The organism is Bacillus sp. JJ1609, assembly GCF_036967045.1.
Lineage (GTDB): Bacteria > Bacillota > Bacilli > Bacillales > Cytobacillaceae > Mesobacillus.
Window position 1 is genome coordinate 212437 of sequence record NZ_JBALSS010000001.1, and the last position, 16689, is coordinate 229125.

The 16689-nt window shown below is 41.4% G+C and carries 18 protein-coding genes; 4 read left to right on the plus strand and 14 right to left on the minus strand.

Annotated features, from left to right (window positions below; genetic code table 11):
- Nucleotides 1-315: 315 nt before the first annotated feature.
- The 5 genes from V7654_RS01025 to V7654_RS01045 form a co-directional block, all read right to left on the minus strand.
- Nucleotides 316-705, minus strand: coding sequence for a DUF3397 domain-containing protein (locus V7654_RS01025; RefSeq protein WP_335427789.1), 390 nt, complete (start codon nucleotides 703-705; stop codon nucleotides 316-318).
- Nucleotides 705-1601, minus strand: coding sequence for a 2-dehydropantoate 2-reductase (locus tag V7654_RS01030; RefSeq protein WP_335427791.1), 897 nt, complete (start codon nucleotides 1599-1601; stop codon nucleotides 705-707). Before V7654_RS01030 ends, V7654_RS01025 begins: the two co-directional genes overlap by 1 nt.
- 247 nt (nucleotides 1602-1848) lie before the next feature.
- The gene (locus V7654_RS01035) at nucleotides 1849-3390 is read right to left on the minus strand and encodes an acyl-CoA carboxylase subunit beta (RefSeq protein ID WP_335427792.1); all 1542 of its coding nucleotides are present in this window, start codon (nucleotides 3388-3390) and stop codon (nucleotides 1849-1851) included.
- Nucleotides 3391-3411: 21 nt separating this feature from the next.
- Nucleotides 3412-3624 carry an acetyl-CoA carboxylase biotin carboxyl carrier protein subunit gene (locus V7654_RS01040; protein ID WP_335427794.1) on the minus strand — a complete coding sequence of 71 codons (213 nt, stop codon included), beginning with the start codon at nucleotides 3622-3624 and terminating at the stop codon, nucleotides 3412-3414.
- A 13-nt stretch (nucleotides 3625-3637) separates the two neighbouring features.
- Complete coding sequence (locus V7654_RS01045; protein WP_335427797.1) at nucleotides 3638-4981, minus strand: acetyl-CoA carboxylase biotin carboxylase subunit; 1344 nt, start codon at nucleotides 4979-4981, stop codon at nucleotides 3638-3640.
- A gap of 241 nt (nucleotides 4982-5222) precedes the next feature.
- On the opposite strand from V7654_RS01045, the gene V7654_RS01050 reads away from it, so the two are divergent.
- Nucleotides 5223-5696: an N-acetyltransferase gene (locus tag V7654_RS01050; RefSeq protein WP_335427799.1), complete on the plus strand. Its 474-nt coding sequence runs from the start codon at nucleotides 5223-5225 to the stop codon at nucleotides 5694-5696.
- A 67-nt stretch (nucleotides 5697-5763) separates the two neighbouring features.
- On the opposite strand, the gene V7654_RS01055 is transcribed toward V7654_RS01050, so the two are convergent.
- From V7654_RS01055 to V7654_RS01070, 4 genes are all read right to left on the minus strand, one after another.
- Complete coding sequence (locus tag V7654_RS01055) at nucleotides 5764-6396, minus strand: RsfA family transcriptional regulator (RefSeq protein ID WP_335427800.1); 633 nt, start codon at nucleotides 6394-6396, stop codon at nucleotides 5764-5766.
- 80 nt (nucleotides 6397-6476) lie between these two features.
- A complete protein-coding gene (locus tag V7654_RS01060; RefSeq protein WP_335427802.1) occupies nucleotides 6477-7247 on the minus strand; it encodes an enoyl-CoA hydratase/isomerase family protein in 771 nt (256 codons plus the stop codon).
- Nucleotides 7248-7400: 153 nt separating this feature from the next.
- Nucleotides 7401-7574, minus strand: a complete 174-nt coding sequence (gene rpmF / locus V7654_RS01065; protein WP_041965520.1) for a 50S ribosomal protein L32 — start codon at nucleotides 7572-7574, stop codon at nucleotides 7401-7403.
- A gap of 83 nt (nucleotides 7575-7657) precedes the next feature.
- Nucleotides 7658-8179, minus strand: coding sequence for a YceD family protein (locus tag V7654_RS01070; RefSeq protein ID WP_335427805.1), 522 nt, complete (start codon nucleotides 8177-8179; stop codon nucleotides 7658-7660).
- A 146-nt stretch (nucleotides 8180-8325) separates the two neighbouring features.
- On the opposite strand from V7654_RS01070, the gene V7654_RS01075 reads away from it, so the two are divergent.
- Complete coding sequence (locus V7654_RS01075; RefSeq protein ID WP_335427808.1) at nucleotides 8326-9537, plus strand: nucleotidyltransferase; 1212 nt, start codon at nucleotides 8326-8328, stop codon at nucleotides 9535-9537.
- A 70-nt stretch (nucleotides 9538-9607) separates the two neighbouring features.
- Here the strand turns inward: V7654_RS01075 and V7654_RS01080 are convergent, their stop codons facing one another.
- On the minus strand, nucleotides 9608-10633 hold the full coding sequence (locus tag V7654_RS01080) for a SepM family pheromone-processing serine protease (protein WP_335427809.1): 1026 nt from the start codon (nucleotides 10631-10633) through the stop codon (nucleotides 9608-9610).
- On the minus strand, nucleotides 10630-11421 hold the full coding sequence (locus V7654_RS01085; protein ID WP_335427810.1) for a patatin-like phospholipase family protein: 792 nt from the start codon (nucleotides 11419-11421) through the stop codon (nucleotides 10630-10632). Before V7654_RS01085 ends, V7654_RS01080 begins: the two co-directional genes overlap by 4 nt.
- A gap of 321 nt (nucleotides 11422-11742) precedes the next feature.
- On the opposite strand from V7654_RS01085, the gene ylbJ reads away from it, so the two are divergent.
- A complete protein-coding gene (gene ylbJ, locus V7654_RS01090; RefSeq protein ID WP_335427812.1) occupies nucleotides 11743-12966 on the plus strand; it encodes a sporulation integral membrane protein YlbJ in 1224 nt (407 codons plus the stop codon).
- A 19-nt stretch (nucleotides 12967-12985) separates the two neighbouring features.
- Here the strand turns inward: ylbJ and coaD are convergent, their stop codons facing one another.
- From coaD to V7654_RS01105, 3 genes are all read right to left on the minus strand, one after another.
- On the minus strand, nucleotides 12986-13477 hold the full coding sequence (gene coaD / locus V7654_RS01095) for a pantetheine-phosphate adenylyltransferase (RefSeq protein ID WP_335375088.1): 492 nt from the start codon (nucleotides 13475-13477) through the stop codon (nucleotides 12986-12988).
- The gene (rsmD, locus tag V7654_RS01100) at nucleotides 13478-14050 is read right to left on the minus strand and encodes a 16S rRNA (guanine(966)-N(2))-methyltransferase RsmD (protein WP_335427814.1); all 573 of its coding nucleotides are present in this window, start codon (nucleotides 14048-14050) and stop codon (nucleotides 13478-13480) included.
- Nucleotides 14051-14481: 431 nt separating this feature from the next.
- On the minus strand, nucleotides 14482-15903 hold the full coding sequence (locus tag V7654_RS01105) for a stalk domain-containing protein (protein ID WP_335427815.1): 1422 nt from the start codon (nucleotides 15901-15903) through the stop codon (nucleotides 14482-14484).
- A 248-nt stretch (nucleotides 15904-16151) separates the two neighbouring features.
- Between V7654_RS01105 and V7654_RS01110 the strand changes: the two genes are divergently transcribed.
- Nucleotides 16152-16541, plus strand: coding sequence for a DUF7147 family protein (locus V7654_RS01110; protein ID WP_335427817.1), 390 nt, complete (start codon nucleotides 16152-16154; stop codon nucleotides 16539-16541).
- Nucleotides 16542-16689: the final 148 nt, after the last annotated feature.

Genomic DNA, 16689 nt, shown 5'->3' on the forward strand with positions numbered 1-16689 from the left:
CCCGCAGGACATTGAATAGCTTCCACGAATCCGCCCACGCACGATGGAAATGCGTTAGCATTTTCGGAGGAGTCTGCGCGCCTTCCACTACAATCAACAGGGTATGAAAATCAACATTCAGCTTAAACAGAGCCTAAAACAAAAAGCGCTGGATCATCTCACAAAATGTAAGTGGTCCAACACTAAGTTATTCTTTGGCTATGATTGCATATCAATTAAAGACTGCCAATGCAGAGTTTGGTTTGCATGACTTATGAATCAAATTCTTCTCGGAAAGTTGCATCTAAAGCGCATTACACAACCGAAAGGAACACCTTAAACGAACAATAATGTCAGTCTTTGGAATAAGCCGAATAATACAAGAATGACATATGCGGAAAAAAACAGCAAAAAGTTAAATCGCCAGAACCCTTTGAACACTTTAGGTAACACGATTTCCTCTTTGTACTTCCAATGTATCAGGACAAAGATTGCCGCCAGTCCGAACAAGACAAGCAGTATCAGCCACAAAAAGGATTTTTCCCATATTGTAAGGATCAAAAAATGGACGGACAGCACTAGCAATAAAGTGCTGAAATCAATTGCAAGATTGACTGACCGCCGATGGTTTCCTGTAATTTGCTTGCTGATGATGAACACAGCTAAGTAACCAATCATTGGGACTGTGATCAATGTGGCAACCAATGCGGAGAAAATTCCCGGCATTATGCCCCCTCCCTTTCGTGCTCCTTCCCCTTGATGCAATCATAATAATTATGTATTAATGGAGCATTTATATTTTTCCTTGCAGCTTCTTCAAGCAGGTAGCCGAGGATGGCATCTATTTCTGTCTTTCTTCCATTCTCCAAGTCTTTATACATGGATGAATGATTTTCGGCTGTTTTTTTACAAACGTTCAATAAGTTCTCGAAATAGACTTCTTTATTATGTAATTCAAGCACAAATGCACATTCTTCGAAAAGCTTTACAAAGATTTTCTTGTAATAAGGATTGCTGATCAGCTCTCCATTCTTCACATTAAGGATTGCTGTCAATGGGTTGATTACTGAATTGACTACCAGCTTTTTGATCAGCATTCCCTCATAATCTTCTTCGAGGATAATTTGGAACTCGGAGGCAAGTGATTCAGATAATTCTCTAAGGAGAATGTCACTTCCCTGGAATACCGCAGCCCGGGTCACTCCCTCCCCATTGTGGATTACCGTATTGCCATTTAATCTCACAGCGCCATGTTCCACAGAGCCTACAAATAGAGGGAAGAAAGTTAAATCCTTGAGCAGTTTGATATGGCCATAACCATTTTGAAGGAAAAGAAGGCTGCCAGCTGTATTTGCAGTTAATAGTGGCATTAGGTCTGGAAGCTGGTATTGTTTCACAGCAATAATTGTCAGATCTTCCGTTCCTTGCCAAGCATGGATTGGGGCAGCGAATACGTTTATGGCTGCGCTTTCTTCACCGGTTTTTACCATTTTCAACCCATAAGTATTGATTAGGTCTGCTTGTTGCTGTGTCCGGGTGAACAAATGGACTTTATGCTTCGCGCTTAGGTAATAAGAGAACAGCAAGCCCAATGACCCGCCCCCAATAATTGCTATCTTCATAAAAACTCCTCTGCTCCCTCTCGTGTCATAGCTTTTCCCTTAAAAAGAATACAAAAATGAAACTAAAACCTTTTAAAGTGCCTGTCATGTCTGCTATATATAAAATGACTTTAAAGGACTTAGTCATATTTTATCAGAAATAATGCTTTATTTGGAAGAAGTGTTTGGGAAACTCTATGAATATTTATTAGTATAGATACCATGGCCAAATAATGAAACGGAGGCCCTTTAAGGACCTCCGCAAATTTTATACTGGATATACAGGGTGTTTCCTGACACTGAATACCATATCTTTTGTTTCATATAGTTTGAATCTATCGATCAGCGCATTTCTTAAATCAGAAGCTGCGACTATATCATCAACGATTAGTTCGGAAGCCAGTTTGTAGATATCGATACTCTCTTTATATTCCTGATGCTTCTCCTGGACAAAAGCAATCTTTTCCTTTGGATCTGCAATTTCATTAATTTTGTTTGAATAAACCGCGTTTACCGCAGCTTCAGGACCCATAACAGCAATCTGTGCAGTAGGTAAAGCTATGCAGCAATCTGGTTCAAATGCCGGGCCAGCCATTGCGTATAGCCCTGCCCCATAAGCCTTCCTTACGACAACAGATATTTTCGGAACAGTTGCAGAGCTCATCGCCGCAATCAGCTTTGCACCATGGCGGATAATGCCTGCCCGTTCTACCTTCGTGCCGATCATGAATCCTGGTACATCAGCAAGGAACAGTAATGGAATATGGAATGCATCGCATAACTGGATGAATTTAGCGCCCTTGTCTGCAGAATCCACAAACAGAACTCCACCCTTCACCTTAGGCTGGTTGGCGATGATTCCTATTGCCCTGCCGTCAATCCTGGCAAGTCCAGTGATTAATTCTGGAGCAAAAAGCTTCTTGATTTCAAAAAAGCTTCCTTCATCGATCAGTGCGTCAATTCCTTCGTACATATCAAATGGAGCATTCTGGTTTACTGGAACAATTTCCTCAAGGCTCCTGCCTGCCTTTGGAGCGACTCCCTCAATTAATTCTGTCTTTGATTGGAAATTCGCAGGGAAATAGTTCAAATACTTCCTCGCCGCTTCAATCGCTTCTTGCTCACTGTAGACGAGCATGTCACCTACACCACTGACCGAGCAGTGCATGCGTGCGCCGCCCATTTCTTCAAGCGTAACTTTTTCGCCGATAACTTTTTCCGCCATCCTTGGGGACCCAAGATACATGGAAGCATTCTGATCAACCATGATTACGATGTCACAGAAGGCCGGAATATAAGCACCGCCTGCAGCAGAAGGTCCGAAAAGAAGGCAAATTTGCGGAATCACACCGGAAAGCTTTACCTGATTGTAGAAGATTTTGCCCGCTCCGCGTCTGTTAGGAAACATATCAAGCTGGTCAGTAATCCTTGCACCAGCGGAATCTACAAGATACAACAAAGGCACCTTAAGCTTTTCTGCTGTTTCCTGGATCCTGATAATCTTTTCTACCGTTCTAGCTCCCCATGACCCAGCCTTAACTGTAGAGTCATTTGCCATGACACAAACTGTCTGTCCACCAATCTTGCCAATCGCTGTGACAACTCCATCTGCTGGAAGATCTCCCGCCTGGAAGTTAGCAAACTTTCCATCTTCCTCGTAAACGCCGCCGTCAAATAAAAGATTGAGGCGTTCACGTACAAAAAGCTTATTTTGCTCGGCATTTTTTTCATGATACTTCGGATGCCCGCCAGCCTCAATTTGTTTGATTTTTTCCTCTAATGTTTCAGAGAGAATCTTAGCAGTAGTCATTTTCACCCTCCTCAAATTCTATTATTCTAATACAAGCAGGACGTCGCCTTCGTTTACAAAATCACCAATGTTCACTTTGATTTCTGCTACCGTTCCTGCTCCATGGCTTTCAACCGGAATCTCCATTTTCATCGATTCTAGCATCAATACTTCTTGTCCTTCAGACACTGTATCTCCTGCTGCCACTAATACATTAAGAACTGTTCCTGCCATATTTGCTGTAATCTCTTTCATGTTTTTTCCCCCTCTATTTAGATGCCAATTTTCTCTCAGATAAATAGGCTGTTGTGTAATTTCCTGACTGGAAGCCCTCTTCCTGTAAAACTTCTGCAAATAAAGGTGCATTAGACTTTATTCCTTCAAGTTTTAACGTCGCGAAGAATTCCTGCCCTAAACTGATCGCCTCGTCCCTTGTCTTGCCTATAACTATGCACTTGGCAACCATCGGATCATAAAATGGTGTAACCGTTGAGCCTGATTCATATCCTGAGTCAACACGAACTCCAATTGATTCCATCCAGGAAAATTCACTGATTTTTCCTGGCGACGGCAAAAATCTTACTGGGTCTTCAGCATAAAGCCTGAATTCAATGGCCCATCCCTTTTTTTGAATTTCCCCCTGCATTAGAGGCAGCTTTTCACCTCGTGCCACAAGGATCTGCCACTTAACGAGGTCAAGACCAGTAATTGATTCAGTTACCGGATGCTCAACTTGAAGTCGTGTATTCATTTCAAGGAAATAGAAATTTTCATTTTCATCAACGATGAATTCTACAGTGCCGGCGTTGACATAATCAACTGCCTTCGCAGCCTTCACTGCCGTTTCATACATCTTCTGCCTTGCTTCTTCCTTCAAGAAAGGTGACGGGGCCTCTTCGATTACTTTTTGATGGCGCCGTTGAATCGAGCAGTCCCGTTCAAACAAGTGCACATAGTTTCCGTGAGAATCGCCAAAAACCTGGACCTCTACATGCCGGGCATTTTTAATGTATTTTTCGATGAAAACTTCATCTGTCCCAAAGTATGCTTTTGCTCTTCCTCTAGTAGAATCAAAATTCTTAGCGAGCGCTTGCTCATTTTCACAGAGCACCATGCCAATTCCACCACCGCCGCCACTAGCCTTAAGCATGACAGGATAGCCAATCTCAGCCGCGAGCTCCATCGCCTCATCCAGCGTTTTAACACCAAGTTCACTGCCAGGCACAACTGGAACGCCAGCTATCTCCATCGTTGTCCTCGCCACAATTTTATCGCCCATTTTGTCAATCGTATCTGGTGATGGCCCAATAAATATAAGGCCAGCATCCCTAACTTTTCGGGCAAACTCTGCATTCTCCGATAAAAAACCGTAGCCAGGATGGATGCCGTCAACATTTTCAGCTTTAGCGATCCTTAAAATCTCATCTGCATTCAAGTATGATTTTTGAACCGGAGGCTCCCCAATTCTGAACGCGCTGTCCGCTTCCTTCACGAATGGCAGGTCCTTGTCAGCATCAGAATAGACAGCCACAGTTTTAATTTCTAGTTCACGGCAAGTGCGGATGATGCGAAGCGCAATTTCTCCCCTGTTTGCAATTAAAATTTTTTGCACGCTTTTTCCCCTTTCCCGTTAAAAAGTACACTCACTATTAAAATTCTACAATATTCTGTTTTTTTCCTGCAAAAAATGGAACCGCTTTCTAAAAATCAAATGCAGAATTTTTCATGTTTTTATAATATAATAAAAAATAGGTTATTAAAAACAATTTTATTTCAGCTGCCTATAAAATACGTATATTCTGGGTATAGATTTATACATTAAAATTAAAGGCAGCATAAGTGGGGGATGTAACATGGCCAATAAAGTGGAAAAACTAAAAATCAATTATAAGACTTTAGAGGAATTCAAGAAATTCAGGGAGTATGGCCATCAAGAGCTTTCCATGCTCGAGGATCTTGAAGCGAATATCGTTGAAAATGATAGCGACTCACCTTTTTACGGCATTTATTTTGGCGATAAGCTTGTCGCAAGGATGAGCCTCTATCAGGTTAAAAAACAATTTGACCGTTATTTTGAACCGGCTCAAGACTATCTGGAATTATGGAAGCTGGAAGTTCTCCCAGACTATCAGGGTAAAGGATATGGCAAAACACTGGTTGAGTTTGCGAAGGGCTTTGGCTTGCCAATTAAGACGAATCCACGTGTTAAATCCCAGGATTTCTGGGACAAAATGGGCTTCACTCCAGTCCACTATGATATGGAAAGGGACCGTGGCGAAAATCCGCTTGTCTGGTACCCTGCAGGTGTAACGGAACAGATTCAATAGAAATGCGTTAGCGCACTTTTAAGCGGAACAAACACCTGCCGAGATCCCGGCAGGTGTTTGTTGATTTCTACTTTTCTACCTTCTCAAGGCTTCCTTTTGGTTCAACCTGGAATTTGAGTTTCTGTTGTTTGTCATCTTCCCTCGGCCCAACTCTTTTCCTGGCCCGCTCCATAATATCAATCAAGGCGCGATAATCTTCTTCCATTGATTTTAATTGAGTTTCTAATTTTTCATTTTCAGCAGACAAGTAATAGATTTGCTTTTCAAGTCCGCGGATTTTTTCTTTATGCTCATCCAGGCTTTCTTTGTTTCCGGATGCTGAGCCTGCTTTTTCATAGAGGTCATCAAGATATCGTTTCACCTGCTGCAAGCTGATATTTGCTTGCTTTTCTTCTAATACAGGTGAAGCTGCCTGAGCCTCAGACACTGGCGCAGTAGCTTCTTCAGACTTTTCAGCAGGTTTGGACTGCTTCTTGGCTTCCTTCCTCTGTTTTTTAGCCAGCTCAATACCAGACTTGTATTGCTTCCTGACGAAGGAATTCCAGCGGAAACCACAGGCTGCGGCAGTGCGGGAGAGCTGTTTCCCTACTTCCTCAAAAGCTTTTAATTGCGTTCCACCCTCACGGATATTGCGCAATACTACTTCAGCCAGCAATAAATCTTCATCTTGTGACCAGGCATCCTGACGGGTTAATGGCATCAGAAAATCCCTCCTATTGTTTTTTATTCATTCATATGCATCTGCTAGGAAAGATAGACTGATTACATGCCATGTGACTGTTAATTATTTTTATTTTTTTGGTGCATAAATTCGTCCACTTTTTTGTGGTGTGCCTCTCCTTCCCACAACACAGCACATCTGACAGCTTCATCGTTCATTCTTTCTCTCATGGATAAAAGCTCCCACTTTTTATTAAACAAAGATTTATAGGCTTCTAAAACCGCAGTTTCTTTTTCTAAGCTTTCTTTTAAAAATGAGAGACACGCTTCCATTGGGTCACCTTCATACAGATCATGCAGGAACCCTATCTCCCTGAGTTCTTCTGCTGAATGTATTTTTGCATCCAGAAGCATTTTAAGAGCACTAGGCTGTTGAAGTTTTTCTAAAAGCAGCGTTCCCCCGCCCCAGCCTGTTGTAATAGCCAAATTGGCTTGGACGAACCCAGCTTTCATGCCGTTTTTCCCAATCCTGAAATCACAGGCAGAAGCTATTTCACATCCTCCGCCAACAGTTGTGCCATTTAATATAGCAATGGTCGGTTTCGAGAGGACAAGGAGTTTATATAGAATCCCTGCCATCCTCGACAGCATTCCATATGCCTGCTCCTCTGTCTTAAGAAGATGAAATGCCGCTAGATCACCTCCTGAACAAAAAGCCTGGCTGCCCGCCCCAGTGATTGCGAAAACTTTAACATCATCAGCGGATGCTAGTCTGATCGCTTTTTCTAATCCATTCATTACCTCAAAATTTATCGCATTTCTCCTATCTGGCCTATTTATCGTAAAAAGCAAAACACCTTCATTTTCTTTTGATATTATGTATGGTTCCATGCTTGCCCTCCTAAAAACTTGTCTTGTTCCACTAAATTTTATCAATTTTCCGTAAAATGAAAAAGCAATGTTCCTCCTTAATGTGTTTTTTCACAAGAAAACAAAAAAAGCACAGGGACGCATGAGCATCCTGTGCTTTTTTTGTACAGAAAATTAGTTGTTTACAACTTCTTTTCCTTTGTATGTTCCGCAAGCCTTACATACACGGTGAGCAAGTTTCATTTCACCGCAGTTTGGGCATGCTACCATACCCGGAACCTGTAATTTAAAATGAGTACGGCGTTTTCTTTTCGCAGTTTTAGACGTTCTTCTAAATGGTACAGCCATTCTTCCCACCTCCTTAAAGAGAATAAGAAAGTTTATGAAGGCCAGTCCATTCTGGACCTCCACGCTCTTTTTTAATCGTTTAATTAGTCAGAGGAATCAGATTCCTCAAAGAATTTTGCAAGTCCGGCAAGTCGGGGATCAAGTTTTTCAGTTTTTTCCTGTTTCTCGATTACTTCCCAATCCTTACCTGACTGGGGTGCGCCTTCCTGACCAGCGCTATCATCACAGAATACCTGTATTGGAACTTCCAGCAGCAGGATTTCCCTGATGATTGGTTCAAGATCAATGACATCGCCTGTTACTTGATAAACTTCCTCATCAGCCTCGTAATCGTGGCTGTTCAAAAGGAAAGTTTCAGTGGTTTCAACATCAATTGGAAAATTTACGTCAACCAATGTCCGGGAACATGGAAGGATAAGATGGCCTTCAATCCGAATATGGAACGTCACTCTCGTGGCACTTATATCGGCCCTTCCAGTGAGGTGAATCGGAGAGACCTCACGGATCGTGGGATCTGTTTCCTTAACCGAATCCATCCGGACTATCTCGTCGATCAGAAAGTCCTTATTTCGATGTTTTTGTATCTGACTTATTGTCCATTTCATAGAATCACCCCAAGGCAACAAAGGTAATTATAGCAACTCGTATAATCATTTGTCAATATTTTTTCTTTACACTATAATTTACATTAATACTGTAAATTAAACTTCTAGATATTGCAATATCTATATTAACACGAAGGAGCACAATAATGAAAGCTGTTGGCGTTGTTGTTGAATATAATCCTTTCCATAATGGTCATCTTTTTCACCTGCAGCAGGCAAAAGAGCAGTCTGGTGCTGATCTAGCGATTGCAGCTATGAGCGGAAATTTTCTGCAGCGAGGCGAACCTGCCCTTGTTTCAAAATGGGTAAGAACCAGAATGGCTTTGTCTGCCGGAGTGGACATCGTTTTTGAGCTTCCCTATCGATTTGCCACCCAGCATGCGGAAGTCTTTGCTGATGGAGCAGTTTCCATCCTCTCCTCAGCCGGCTGCAGCACACTTGTTTTCGGGAGTGAATCAGGAGATTTGGGTGCATTTGAGCGGACCATCTTGTTTCTCGAAAAAAACAACGAAAAATTTCAAGAGAATATAAAGTATTACACTTCGAAGGGAAATAGCTATCCAAGATCCATTTCTCTTAGCTTCCAATCATTATCGCCATCAGAAACATTCATCGACATATCGAGTCCAAACAACATCCTTGGTCTTCATTACATACAAGCAATCAACAAGCAGGAAAGCAGGATGCTGCCTGATACGATCACGAGAAAAAGCGCAGGCTATCATGATGAACATTTTTCCTCAGCTACAATAGCCAGTGCAACGAGCATAAGGAAAGCTTTATTGGGAGCTTCTGGAGAAATGGATACTATAAAAAGTCTTGTTCCTTACTCTACTTTTGAACAACTGTCCGAATACAAAGAAAATTTCGGCGGATTTCATTCCTGGGAAAACTACTGGCCTTTGCTTCAATATAAATTGCTCCAAAGCAGCCCATCTGAAATCAGAGAGTTTTATGAGGTGGAAGAGGGCCTTGAAAACAGGCTTTTAACGGTTGCGCCAATTGCCAGGTCATTCCATGAATTCATGGAGGTAATCAAAACAAAACGCTATACCTGGACCCGACTCCAAAGAGTCTGCCTTCATATCTTAACCAATACAAAAAAAGATGAGATGAAAAAACCTCAAAACACCGTCAATTATTTACGTTTGTTAGGAGCTACGGAAAAAGGAAGGGAATATTTAAAGCTCTATAAGAAAAATTTTTCTCTTCCTGTCATATCTAAGCTTTCTGCGTATTCTGATCCAGATCTTGACCTTGATATTAAGGCATCAAGAATCTATGCACTCGGCCAGAATGGCGAAGGTCAAGAAGAACTTCTTCGCGAAGAATTTTCAAGACCTCCAATAATGTTGTAACAAGCTGTTTACAGCAACACTGTCCCACATATAACTGGCTTTAAGTATATAAAAAAACAAGCTGTCAAAATCAGCTTGTTTTTTCTTTTAAATTCTCCAGATATATGACAGCATCCTCGAAGGTGTTGACCGGTACGATTTTCATTTTGGTTTTGATATCCTTCGCGGCAATCATTGCTTCTTGATAATTTGAGTCCTTCGCACCCTCTTCATTAGGCGCAAAAAAGATTTCTGCTCCAGCCTTGTCTGCAGCGACTACTTTTTGCTGGATACCGCCAATCCTGCCTACGATTCCATCTGGTGTAATTGTACCTGTACCAGCAATTTCATATCCTTTAGTCAAGTCCTCTTTGGTTAGCTGATTGTATATTTCAAGTGAGAACATCAAACCTGCTGATGGTCCTCCAATTTCTTCTGATTGTACCGTGACATCCGGATCAACGTCGATTTCTTTGTCATCTACTAACTGGATGCCGACAGCAGCACGATTGCTCCCATCCTCTAATGCTTTAAGCTGCACTTCTGCCTGATCCGACTTTCCATTACGTTTATATGCTAGCTTGACGATATCTCCTGCTTTTTTGGAGCTAACGTATTCAATGAACTCATCTGAAGATTTAAATGCTTTGCCATCAATCTCAAATACGTGGTCACCGGGCTTCAGCTTTCCTTCCGCTGGCATTCCAGGCATAACTCTGAGAACATAAACTCCATTATATGTGTAATTCACAGGAATACCCGCTTTTTTATATGCAACTTCTATGGCCGAAGTTTTTGAGTTATCCATCATATGGAGCTGACGTATATTATATTCTTCATCGGATTCATCCTCGGCTCGAATATCTTCTACCGGATATATTTCTTGGTATTTGCTAAGCTTTGCGATGATATAGGCATAAATATTCGCCCGTCCCATCCTTACAGTTGTCAGCATGAAGTTGCCCTCTTCCTCAAAACCGCCTTCAACCTCGATAATTGGCTCTAGTTCTTTCGCCATACCCGGCTTCGAGACATAATAAGGCAAATAATAAAGGGCACTCGCCATTAAAAGTATAGCTGCCAAGACGGACAGCTTGATAGATGTTTTTCTTTTCATTCTGTCTGGGACTCCTTCCACTGCTCAATACACTGTTTTATCTTATCTACATGCTTCTTTGCTTCTTCTTCGCCTATTGCAATGATTTCTTCTATATTCGTAAAAGCTTTCGAGTTATACATTTCTACTCTAGGCCTGATCATCACATCAGACGCGACCTCACGATTTGCGACAAGCTCCATTTGCATAATATCAATGCTTTGAATTATTACATCGAAAATGGAGGTGATATCAACATTTACTTTTACATGGGAGACATCAACCGCAACAACGAGGTCAGCTCCCATTTCCTTGGCAACAGAAACAGGAATTCTGTCTACTACCCCTCCGTCCACAAAGAGCCGCCCATCCAATTTTTCCGGGACAAAAATACCAGGGATCGCGATGCTTGCCCTGACAGCCTCTGCTACCGGCCCTTTCTTAAAAACAACCTTTTCTCCCGACATCAGGTCTGTTGCCACTATCCCGATTGGAATATCGAGCTCTTCGATTGTTTTACCATGTGTAAAGATTCTAATTAACTCTTTTACTCTTTTTCCAGCAATAAACCCCATTTTTGGCACGGTAAAATCCAGATAATACTTCCGTTTAAATACTCTTGAAAGCTTATACAGCCTATCGATGTCAAGACCGGCTCCATAAAATGATGCAACCAGTGCGCCCATGCTGCTTCCTGCGATCAAATCAATGGGGATTCCCTCTTCACTTAATACTTTTATTACACCCAGATGGGCAAATCCTCTTGCGCCACCTGAACCAAGGGCTAAACCTACCTTTGGACGCGGCAAAGCTTTTTCCTCCCTTAAATCCTATATTTTAACCATACAAACTAAACTTGGTCTAATTTGCTGTTCAGCGAGTATATTGATTTATATGAGGACAAGGCTGACAACTGCACAATTATTTATGAAGTTTGCTGCAAACCCTTTTCCCCAAGTATTTGGGGAAGTATTCAAGGATTAGATAGGGTAATCTGCTCGAAAAAGACCGATTTGTTCAACTAACAAACAACGGGGATGGAAAAACCCCCCTCTTAATGAAGTATCACTTTATTTTACCACTGATTAAATAAGTTTCACAGCTACAGACCACAAAAGGGAGGGTGAAAGGTGCTTAAATCCAGATTAAAAACGCTGTTACTTGCAGCCTCTGTCACATTAATGGCTGCATCTTTAATATCTTTTCCGCAGGAATCCTTTGATGCGTCGATCAGAGGATTAAATATGTGGTGGGAAATCGTCTTTCCTTCCCTCCTCCCTTTTTTCATTGTTTCAGAAATGCTGATTGGTTTTGGTGTGGTCCGGTTCATTGGTGTCCTGCTCGAACCATTGATGAGACCCTTATTTAAGGTTCCGGGGGTTGGTGGATTTGTCTGGGCAATGGGCATGGCTTCCGGCTACCCGGCAGGAGCTAAATTGACCGCACGCCTCAGGCAGGAAAAGCAGCTGACAAAAATAGAAGCTGAAAGACTTGTATCCTTCACCAATTCATCCAACCCGCTGTTTATTTTTGGAGCTGTATCAGTGGGCTTCTTTTATAATGTCCAGCTTGGAATCATCCTTGCATTGGCACATTATCTGGGAAATATCAGTGTGGGGCTGATTATGAGGTTTTATGGGAAAAACGAGGAAAGTCTTGATAAAGAAAAAGAGTCTAAGCTGTCTATTCGAGCTGCCTTCTCAGCCTTGCACAGGACAAGGATCAAAGACAACCGCCCAATCGGCAAGCTACTGGGTGACGCTGTGACATCATCGATTCAAACCCTGTTAATGATTGGCGGTTTCATCATATTATTCTCGGTCATCAACAAGCTCTTATTTCACTTACATATCACAGCTTTTTTAGCCCAATTCATTGAGATTGCATTAGGGATGCTTGGGATGACTGAAATGCTCAGCATGCCATTTATTTCAGGTCTATTTGAAATCACACTTGGCAGCCAGATGACCAGCCAGGTTCAGGATGCTACTCTCATGCACCAGGCAATCATCACGAGCTTTATTCTCGCTTTCAGCGGTTTCAGCGTACAAGCACAGGTTGCAAGCATCCTCGCACAGACGGACATTCGATTCCAGCCCTTTTTCGTGGCCAGAATCCTCCATGGTTTTTTTGCTGCTTTTTATACTTTCATCTTATGGAAGCCAGTGTATGTGAGGTTCTTTGAAAGCGGCCAGCCATCAAACGCCCTTCCAGTGATGGAATACCTTTCAACGGAAGGTGGCCGCCTTGCTGATGCCCATAATACGCTGATTACAGTCGGCCCCCTCATTACGATATTAAGTTTAATCACATATGTATTGATTCTCGGCAGCCGCATATTAACACAAAAATAACGGGCAGGAATTCTGCCCGTTATTCTTTATTTCCTTTAAACTTGCTGATCAGTGCCTCTTCCACCTCTGGAGGGACTAACTCTGATATTTTCCCGTCATACTTAGCCACTTCTTTGACGATGCTGGAGCTCAAAAATGAGTATTGGTTGTTCGTCATGATGAAAAAGGTTTCGATTTTATCATTTAACACTCTGTTCATTGAGGTGATCTGCATCTCGTATTCAAAATCTGAAACTGCACGCAGGCCCCTTATGATTGCATTTGCATTAACGCTTTCCGCATAGTCCACAAGCAGTCCCTGAAAGGAATCCACTTTAGCATTCGGTATATTCTTAGTCACCATTTTGATGAGCTCAATTCTTTCATCAACAGAAAATAACGGTTGTTTTGATGAGTTATTTAAGACCACCACATATAACTCGTCAAAAACCTTTGCTGCCCTTGTAATGATATCGAGATGCCCGAAAGTAATAGGATCGAAACTTCCTGGACAAACAGCAATTCTTGCCACTTAGACTTCCCCCTCATCTTGTACATCAAGCTTGTAAAGCGTTATGCCAATAATTCCATATTTCTCGTTTCTAGCTTGCTTTAAAACGCCTATTCTATCAGGCAGCTGAATATCTGAGGCATGCTCGCATACAATTAATCCTTCTTCATGGATCAGCTTTTCTTTTTCAATCATTTCAAGCAGTTTAACAAGCTGCTGTTTTTTGTATGGAGGATCCAAGAATATGTAATTAAAGGTTAAATTCCTTTTTTGGATTGCTTTCAGCGCTCTGACAGCGTCATTCCTGTAAACCTCGGCTCTATCTTCAAGCCCGCATGACTTCAGGTTTTCATTGACAATATGTATCGCTTTGCCTTCACGATCTACGAATATGACTTTTTCAAGGCCCCTGCTCAGAGCTTCTATTCCAAGTCCTCCACTGCCAGCAAACAAATCCAGGCCAATTCCACCTGAAAAATAAGGACCAATCATATTGAACAATGATTCCTTCACTTTGTCAGTTGTTGGCCTCGTACTCGTTCCGGGTACCGCTTTCAAAATACGGCCCTTTAAATCACCTGATACAACTCTCATTTTATGTACTCCTCAATTATGCAAATTACTCCCTTATCCTACCACACATACAAAAAATTAACCAAATAAGTGTATAACACTTCCTAAAGTGGAAATAATGAAAAATAACAACATCAATTCGAGGATGTTGTTGCCAACCGCGGAGAAGACTTACGTTTCCCCATAAGTTCTTCCTCCGGTTTCTCCTCTCCCTTTGCCTTCTATCCTGTAAAAGGGATGTAGAAGGACCCTGCAGATTTTGCAGGGCTTTTTTTTGCCTTCTGATAGGGCGGATTAGATAAGATATTTACAAAGTTAGCTTTGAATGAAGCTCTTTCCCAATGGCTGTTTTCGCATTGATGCTGCATTATGAATGACTGGTGATTTCCGATCCAATCAACAGAGTTTCAAAATGAAGTGTGGTAGCAACAATGTTTAAGAACTTCCCTAATTTACAGGGATAGAGAGATTTCCTCTTCGCTTTCCTCAACCGACACTTTAAAAATCGCTTCGAGCCAATGTTCTTCTATATATACCGTCCCGCTAATCATCTTAAAGGGGTTTTCCAGTAAGCCAAAATTCTCCCCATTCATTACAAAAGTATTATTCTTTAAATTAAAGGAATAATTACTGCGGTTAGATGTCACTTTAATCGAAGTCATGCGGGAATCGACATTTGATTGGAAACCCAATGAATTCATTGTTTTTATGAATGGAAAAAGTTTTGTGTCTCCTTCCATGAGAATATCCCAATCCATTATCCTTTGGCCATTCGAAATGAGTCTCCTGCCATCATTAAATAGCAATGGGTAAAGACCCGATTCATCTTGTTTATTTAAGGTGAAGAATTTGGTTTTCATACCCTTGATTGCAGCTAGCTGTTCGTTAAGTTCAGTATAGTCGATGCTTGTTTCAAGTCCGGCCAGGAAGAGGATAAATTCATTTATTTCTCCGCTAGTTAATTTAGTTTGAAGCTCTCTAACGATTGCCTGGCTTTTCGGCTTAGATGCAGGTTGTTTTATAATTAAGGAAGCAAGTGCCTCAAGAAGCCCTTTGTTGTTCGGGCCAAGTCCATGAATTTTCTGAGATAGGAAGGAAATAGCCAATTGCTGTTCAAGCTCATTTTTTGATAGGCTGCTAGCAGCAAGAAGAAGACCATTTCCATGGACGATGCGATTTTCACTGTTAAAAACTACTGATAAATGATTTTTATCAGCCAGACCTTTCAGACTATCAAACTGGTAGATTCCAGGCTGTTCTGGTGATCTGCTGTAGTATTGGATTCCTTTTTGGCTCGAGGATTTCTCGAGGCTCCTATCCAGCCAATAAAGGGACGGATTTTCCCCCTGTCCTTCAAAGACGTAGTATTTCACGACTTCCATTTGCCTGTAGCCCTTTAGCGGCAGACCTGCGACCCATGTTCCCTTCCGATGGATCCTGTCCACTATTTCAATTCTTGTAGAAGCTATCTCCCGCTCACTAAACGAAACAAGCCAGTCATTAAGGATATACTCAACTGCTGCAGAATCATATTTTATGAAATATTCAAATTGAAGCACACCTCCTTTGGCTTTGATAGACTGCGTTTCAAAGTCATTCTGGCAAGGCACACCCTCTGAATTCTTACAGACAAGTTCTGCGGCCTGCTCGGGAATGATCGCCCCATAACGGCTGCCATTTTGCAGGTTTTTGAATACCTGTTTAATTGATAATCCTTTTTCGCTAACCTTGACTGTAACTGCCTGTGTTATTCTTTCTTTTTGCGTACTTGCCACCTGGCTTGTTTTATTCGAATAAATAATCCATTGCCATACTACTGTTACACTAAGAAAGATAAATAAAACGGTTAAGATCAGAACGGAAGCTTTTTTCATCGTCGTTCTCCTTGGAGTCTTTCTAAATCTGTATTTTATTTATAAAATTGAAAATCTATTTTCCTAAGAATTTAATACGTCTATAAATAACAGAGCTATATATAATTAAAATAACAAAAACATGGCCTAGGAGTAAGTTATTTTTAGAAAATAGTTTCAAATATGGAAGATCATCAGGAACGCCTTCAAATTTTTAGCTGTAAATGATAAAGTATGATGGAATGATATGTTGGAAGGGGATTTTAAGATTGATTCAGCGTTTTATTGAACTTGGGGAAGGTTATTCTGATATTTATGAACTGATCGAAACTGCTAAAGCAAACCGCGATCGGCTGATGCATTTAATGGCAATCCATTCAAAGATAAATAATAAAGACGTCACCTCACTAGTTGTTATCCTTAAGCCGACTAATCCTGGCAGCTTTCAGGCAATGTATGTTTGCAGGGAAGGGATTCCGAATCCGCATGTGCTGAAAAATAAAAGATATGATATGTTTGCAGAGCTGGCAGCGGAATTGGACAAAACGATCATCGAGTTTGATGCAAAGGCATCTAACCAGTTCGCAGAGAAAGAATTGTATTATCAATATTTAATAGGATTTTTAAGACTGAACCACTATATCCCGCCCATGCAATAGAGAATATCGATGCACTAAATTGCAAAAGTGTACTAGCTTGGTTACGCAAGAATACAGAAAAAAGGTTAGGATTTTCTCCTCACCTCGGTTTGTCGACATAGATTCAGTTCAGCCGATTAGTTATTGAGCCCCTGTTGATTGGAGTGGA

Excerpts from the sequence above, each read along its gene's own strand:
- V7654_RS01025 (WP_335427789.1), bottom strand. The coding sequence starts at position 705 with ATGCCGGGAATTTTCTCCGCATTGGTTGCCACATTGATCACAGTCCCA.
- V7654_RS01030 (WP_335427791.1), bottom strand. The coding sequence starts at position 1,601 with ATGAAGATAGCAATTATTGGGGGCGGGTCATTGGGCTTGCTGTTCTCT.
- V7654_RS01035 (WP_335427792.1), bottom strand. The coding sequence starts at position 3,390 with ATGACTACTGCTAAGATTCTCTCTGAAACATTAGAGGAAAAAATCAAA.
- V7654_RS01040 (WP_335427794.1), bottom strand. The coding sequence starts at position 3,624 with ATGAAAGAGATTACAGCAAATATGGCAGGAACAGTTCTTAATGTATTA.
- V7654_RS01050 (WP_335427799.1), top strand. The coding sequence starts at position 5,223 with ATGGCCAATAAAGTGGAAAAACTAAAAATCAATTATAAGACTTTAGAG.
- V7654_RS01055 (WP_335427800.1), bottom strand. The coding sequence starts at position 6,396 with ATGCCATTAACCCGTCAGGATGCCTGGTCACAAGATGAAGATTTATTG.
- V7654_RS01060 (WP_335427802.1), bottom strand. The coding sequence starts at position 7,247 with ATGGAACCATACATAATATCAAAAGAAAATGAAGGTGTTTTGCTTTTT.
- rpmF (WP_041965520.1), bottom strand. The coding sequence starts at position 7,574 with ATGGCTGTACCATTTAGAAGAACGTCTAAAACTGCGAAAAGAAAACGC.
- V7654_RS01070 (WP_335427805.1), bottom strand. The coding sequence starts at position 8,179 with ATGAAATGGACAATAAGTCAGATACAAAAACATCGAAATAAGGACTTT.
- V7654_RS01075 (WP_335427808.1), top strand. The coding sequence starts at position 8,326 with ATGAAAGCTGTTGGCGTTGTTGTTGAATATAATCCTTTCCATAATGGT.
- V7654_RS01080 (WP_335427809.1), bottom strand. The coding sequence starts at position 10,633 with ATGAAAAGAAAAACATCTATCAAGCTGTCCGTCTTGGCAGCTATACTT.
- rsmD (WP_335427814.1), bottom strand. The coding sequence starts at position 14,050 with ATGAGAGTTGTATCAGGTGATTTAAAGGGCCGTATTTTGAAAGCGGTA.
- V7654_RS01105 (WP_335427815.1), bottom strand. The coding sequence starts at position 15,903 with ATGAAAAAAGCTTCCGTTCTGATCTTAACCGTTTTATTTATCTTTCTT.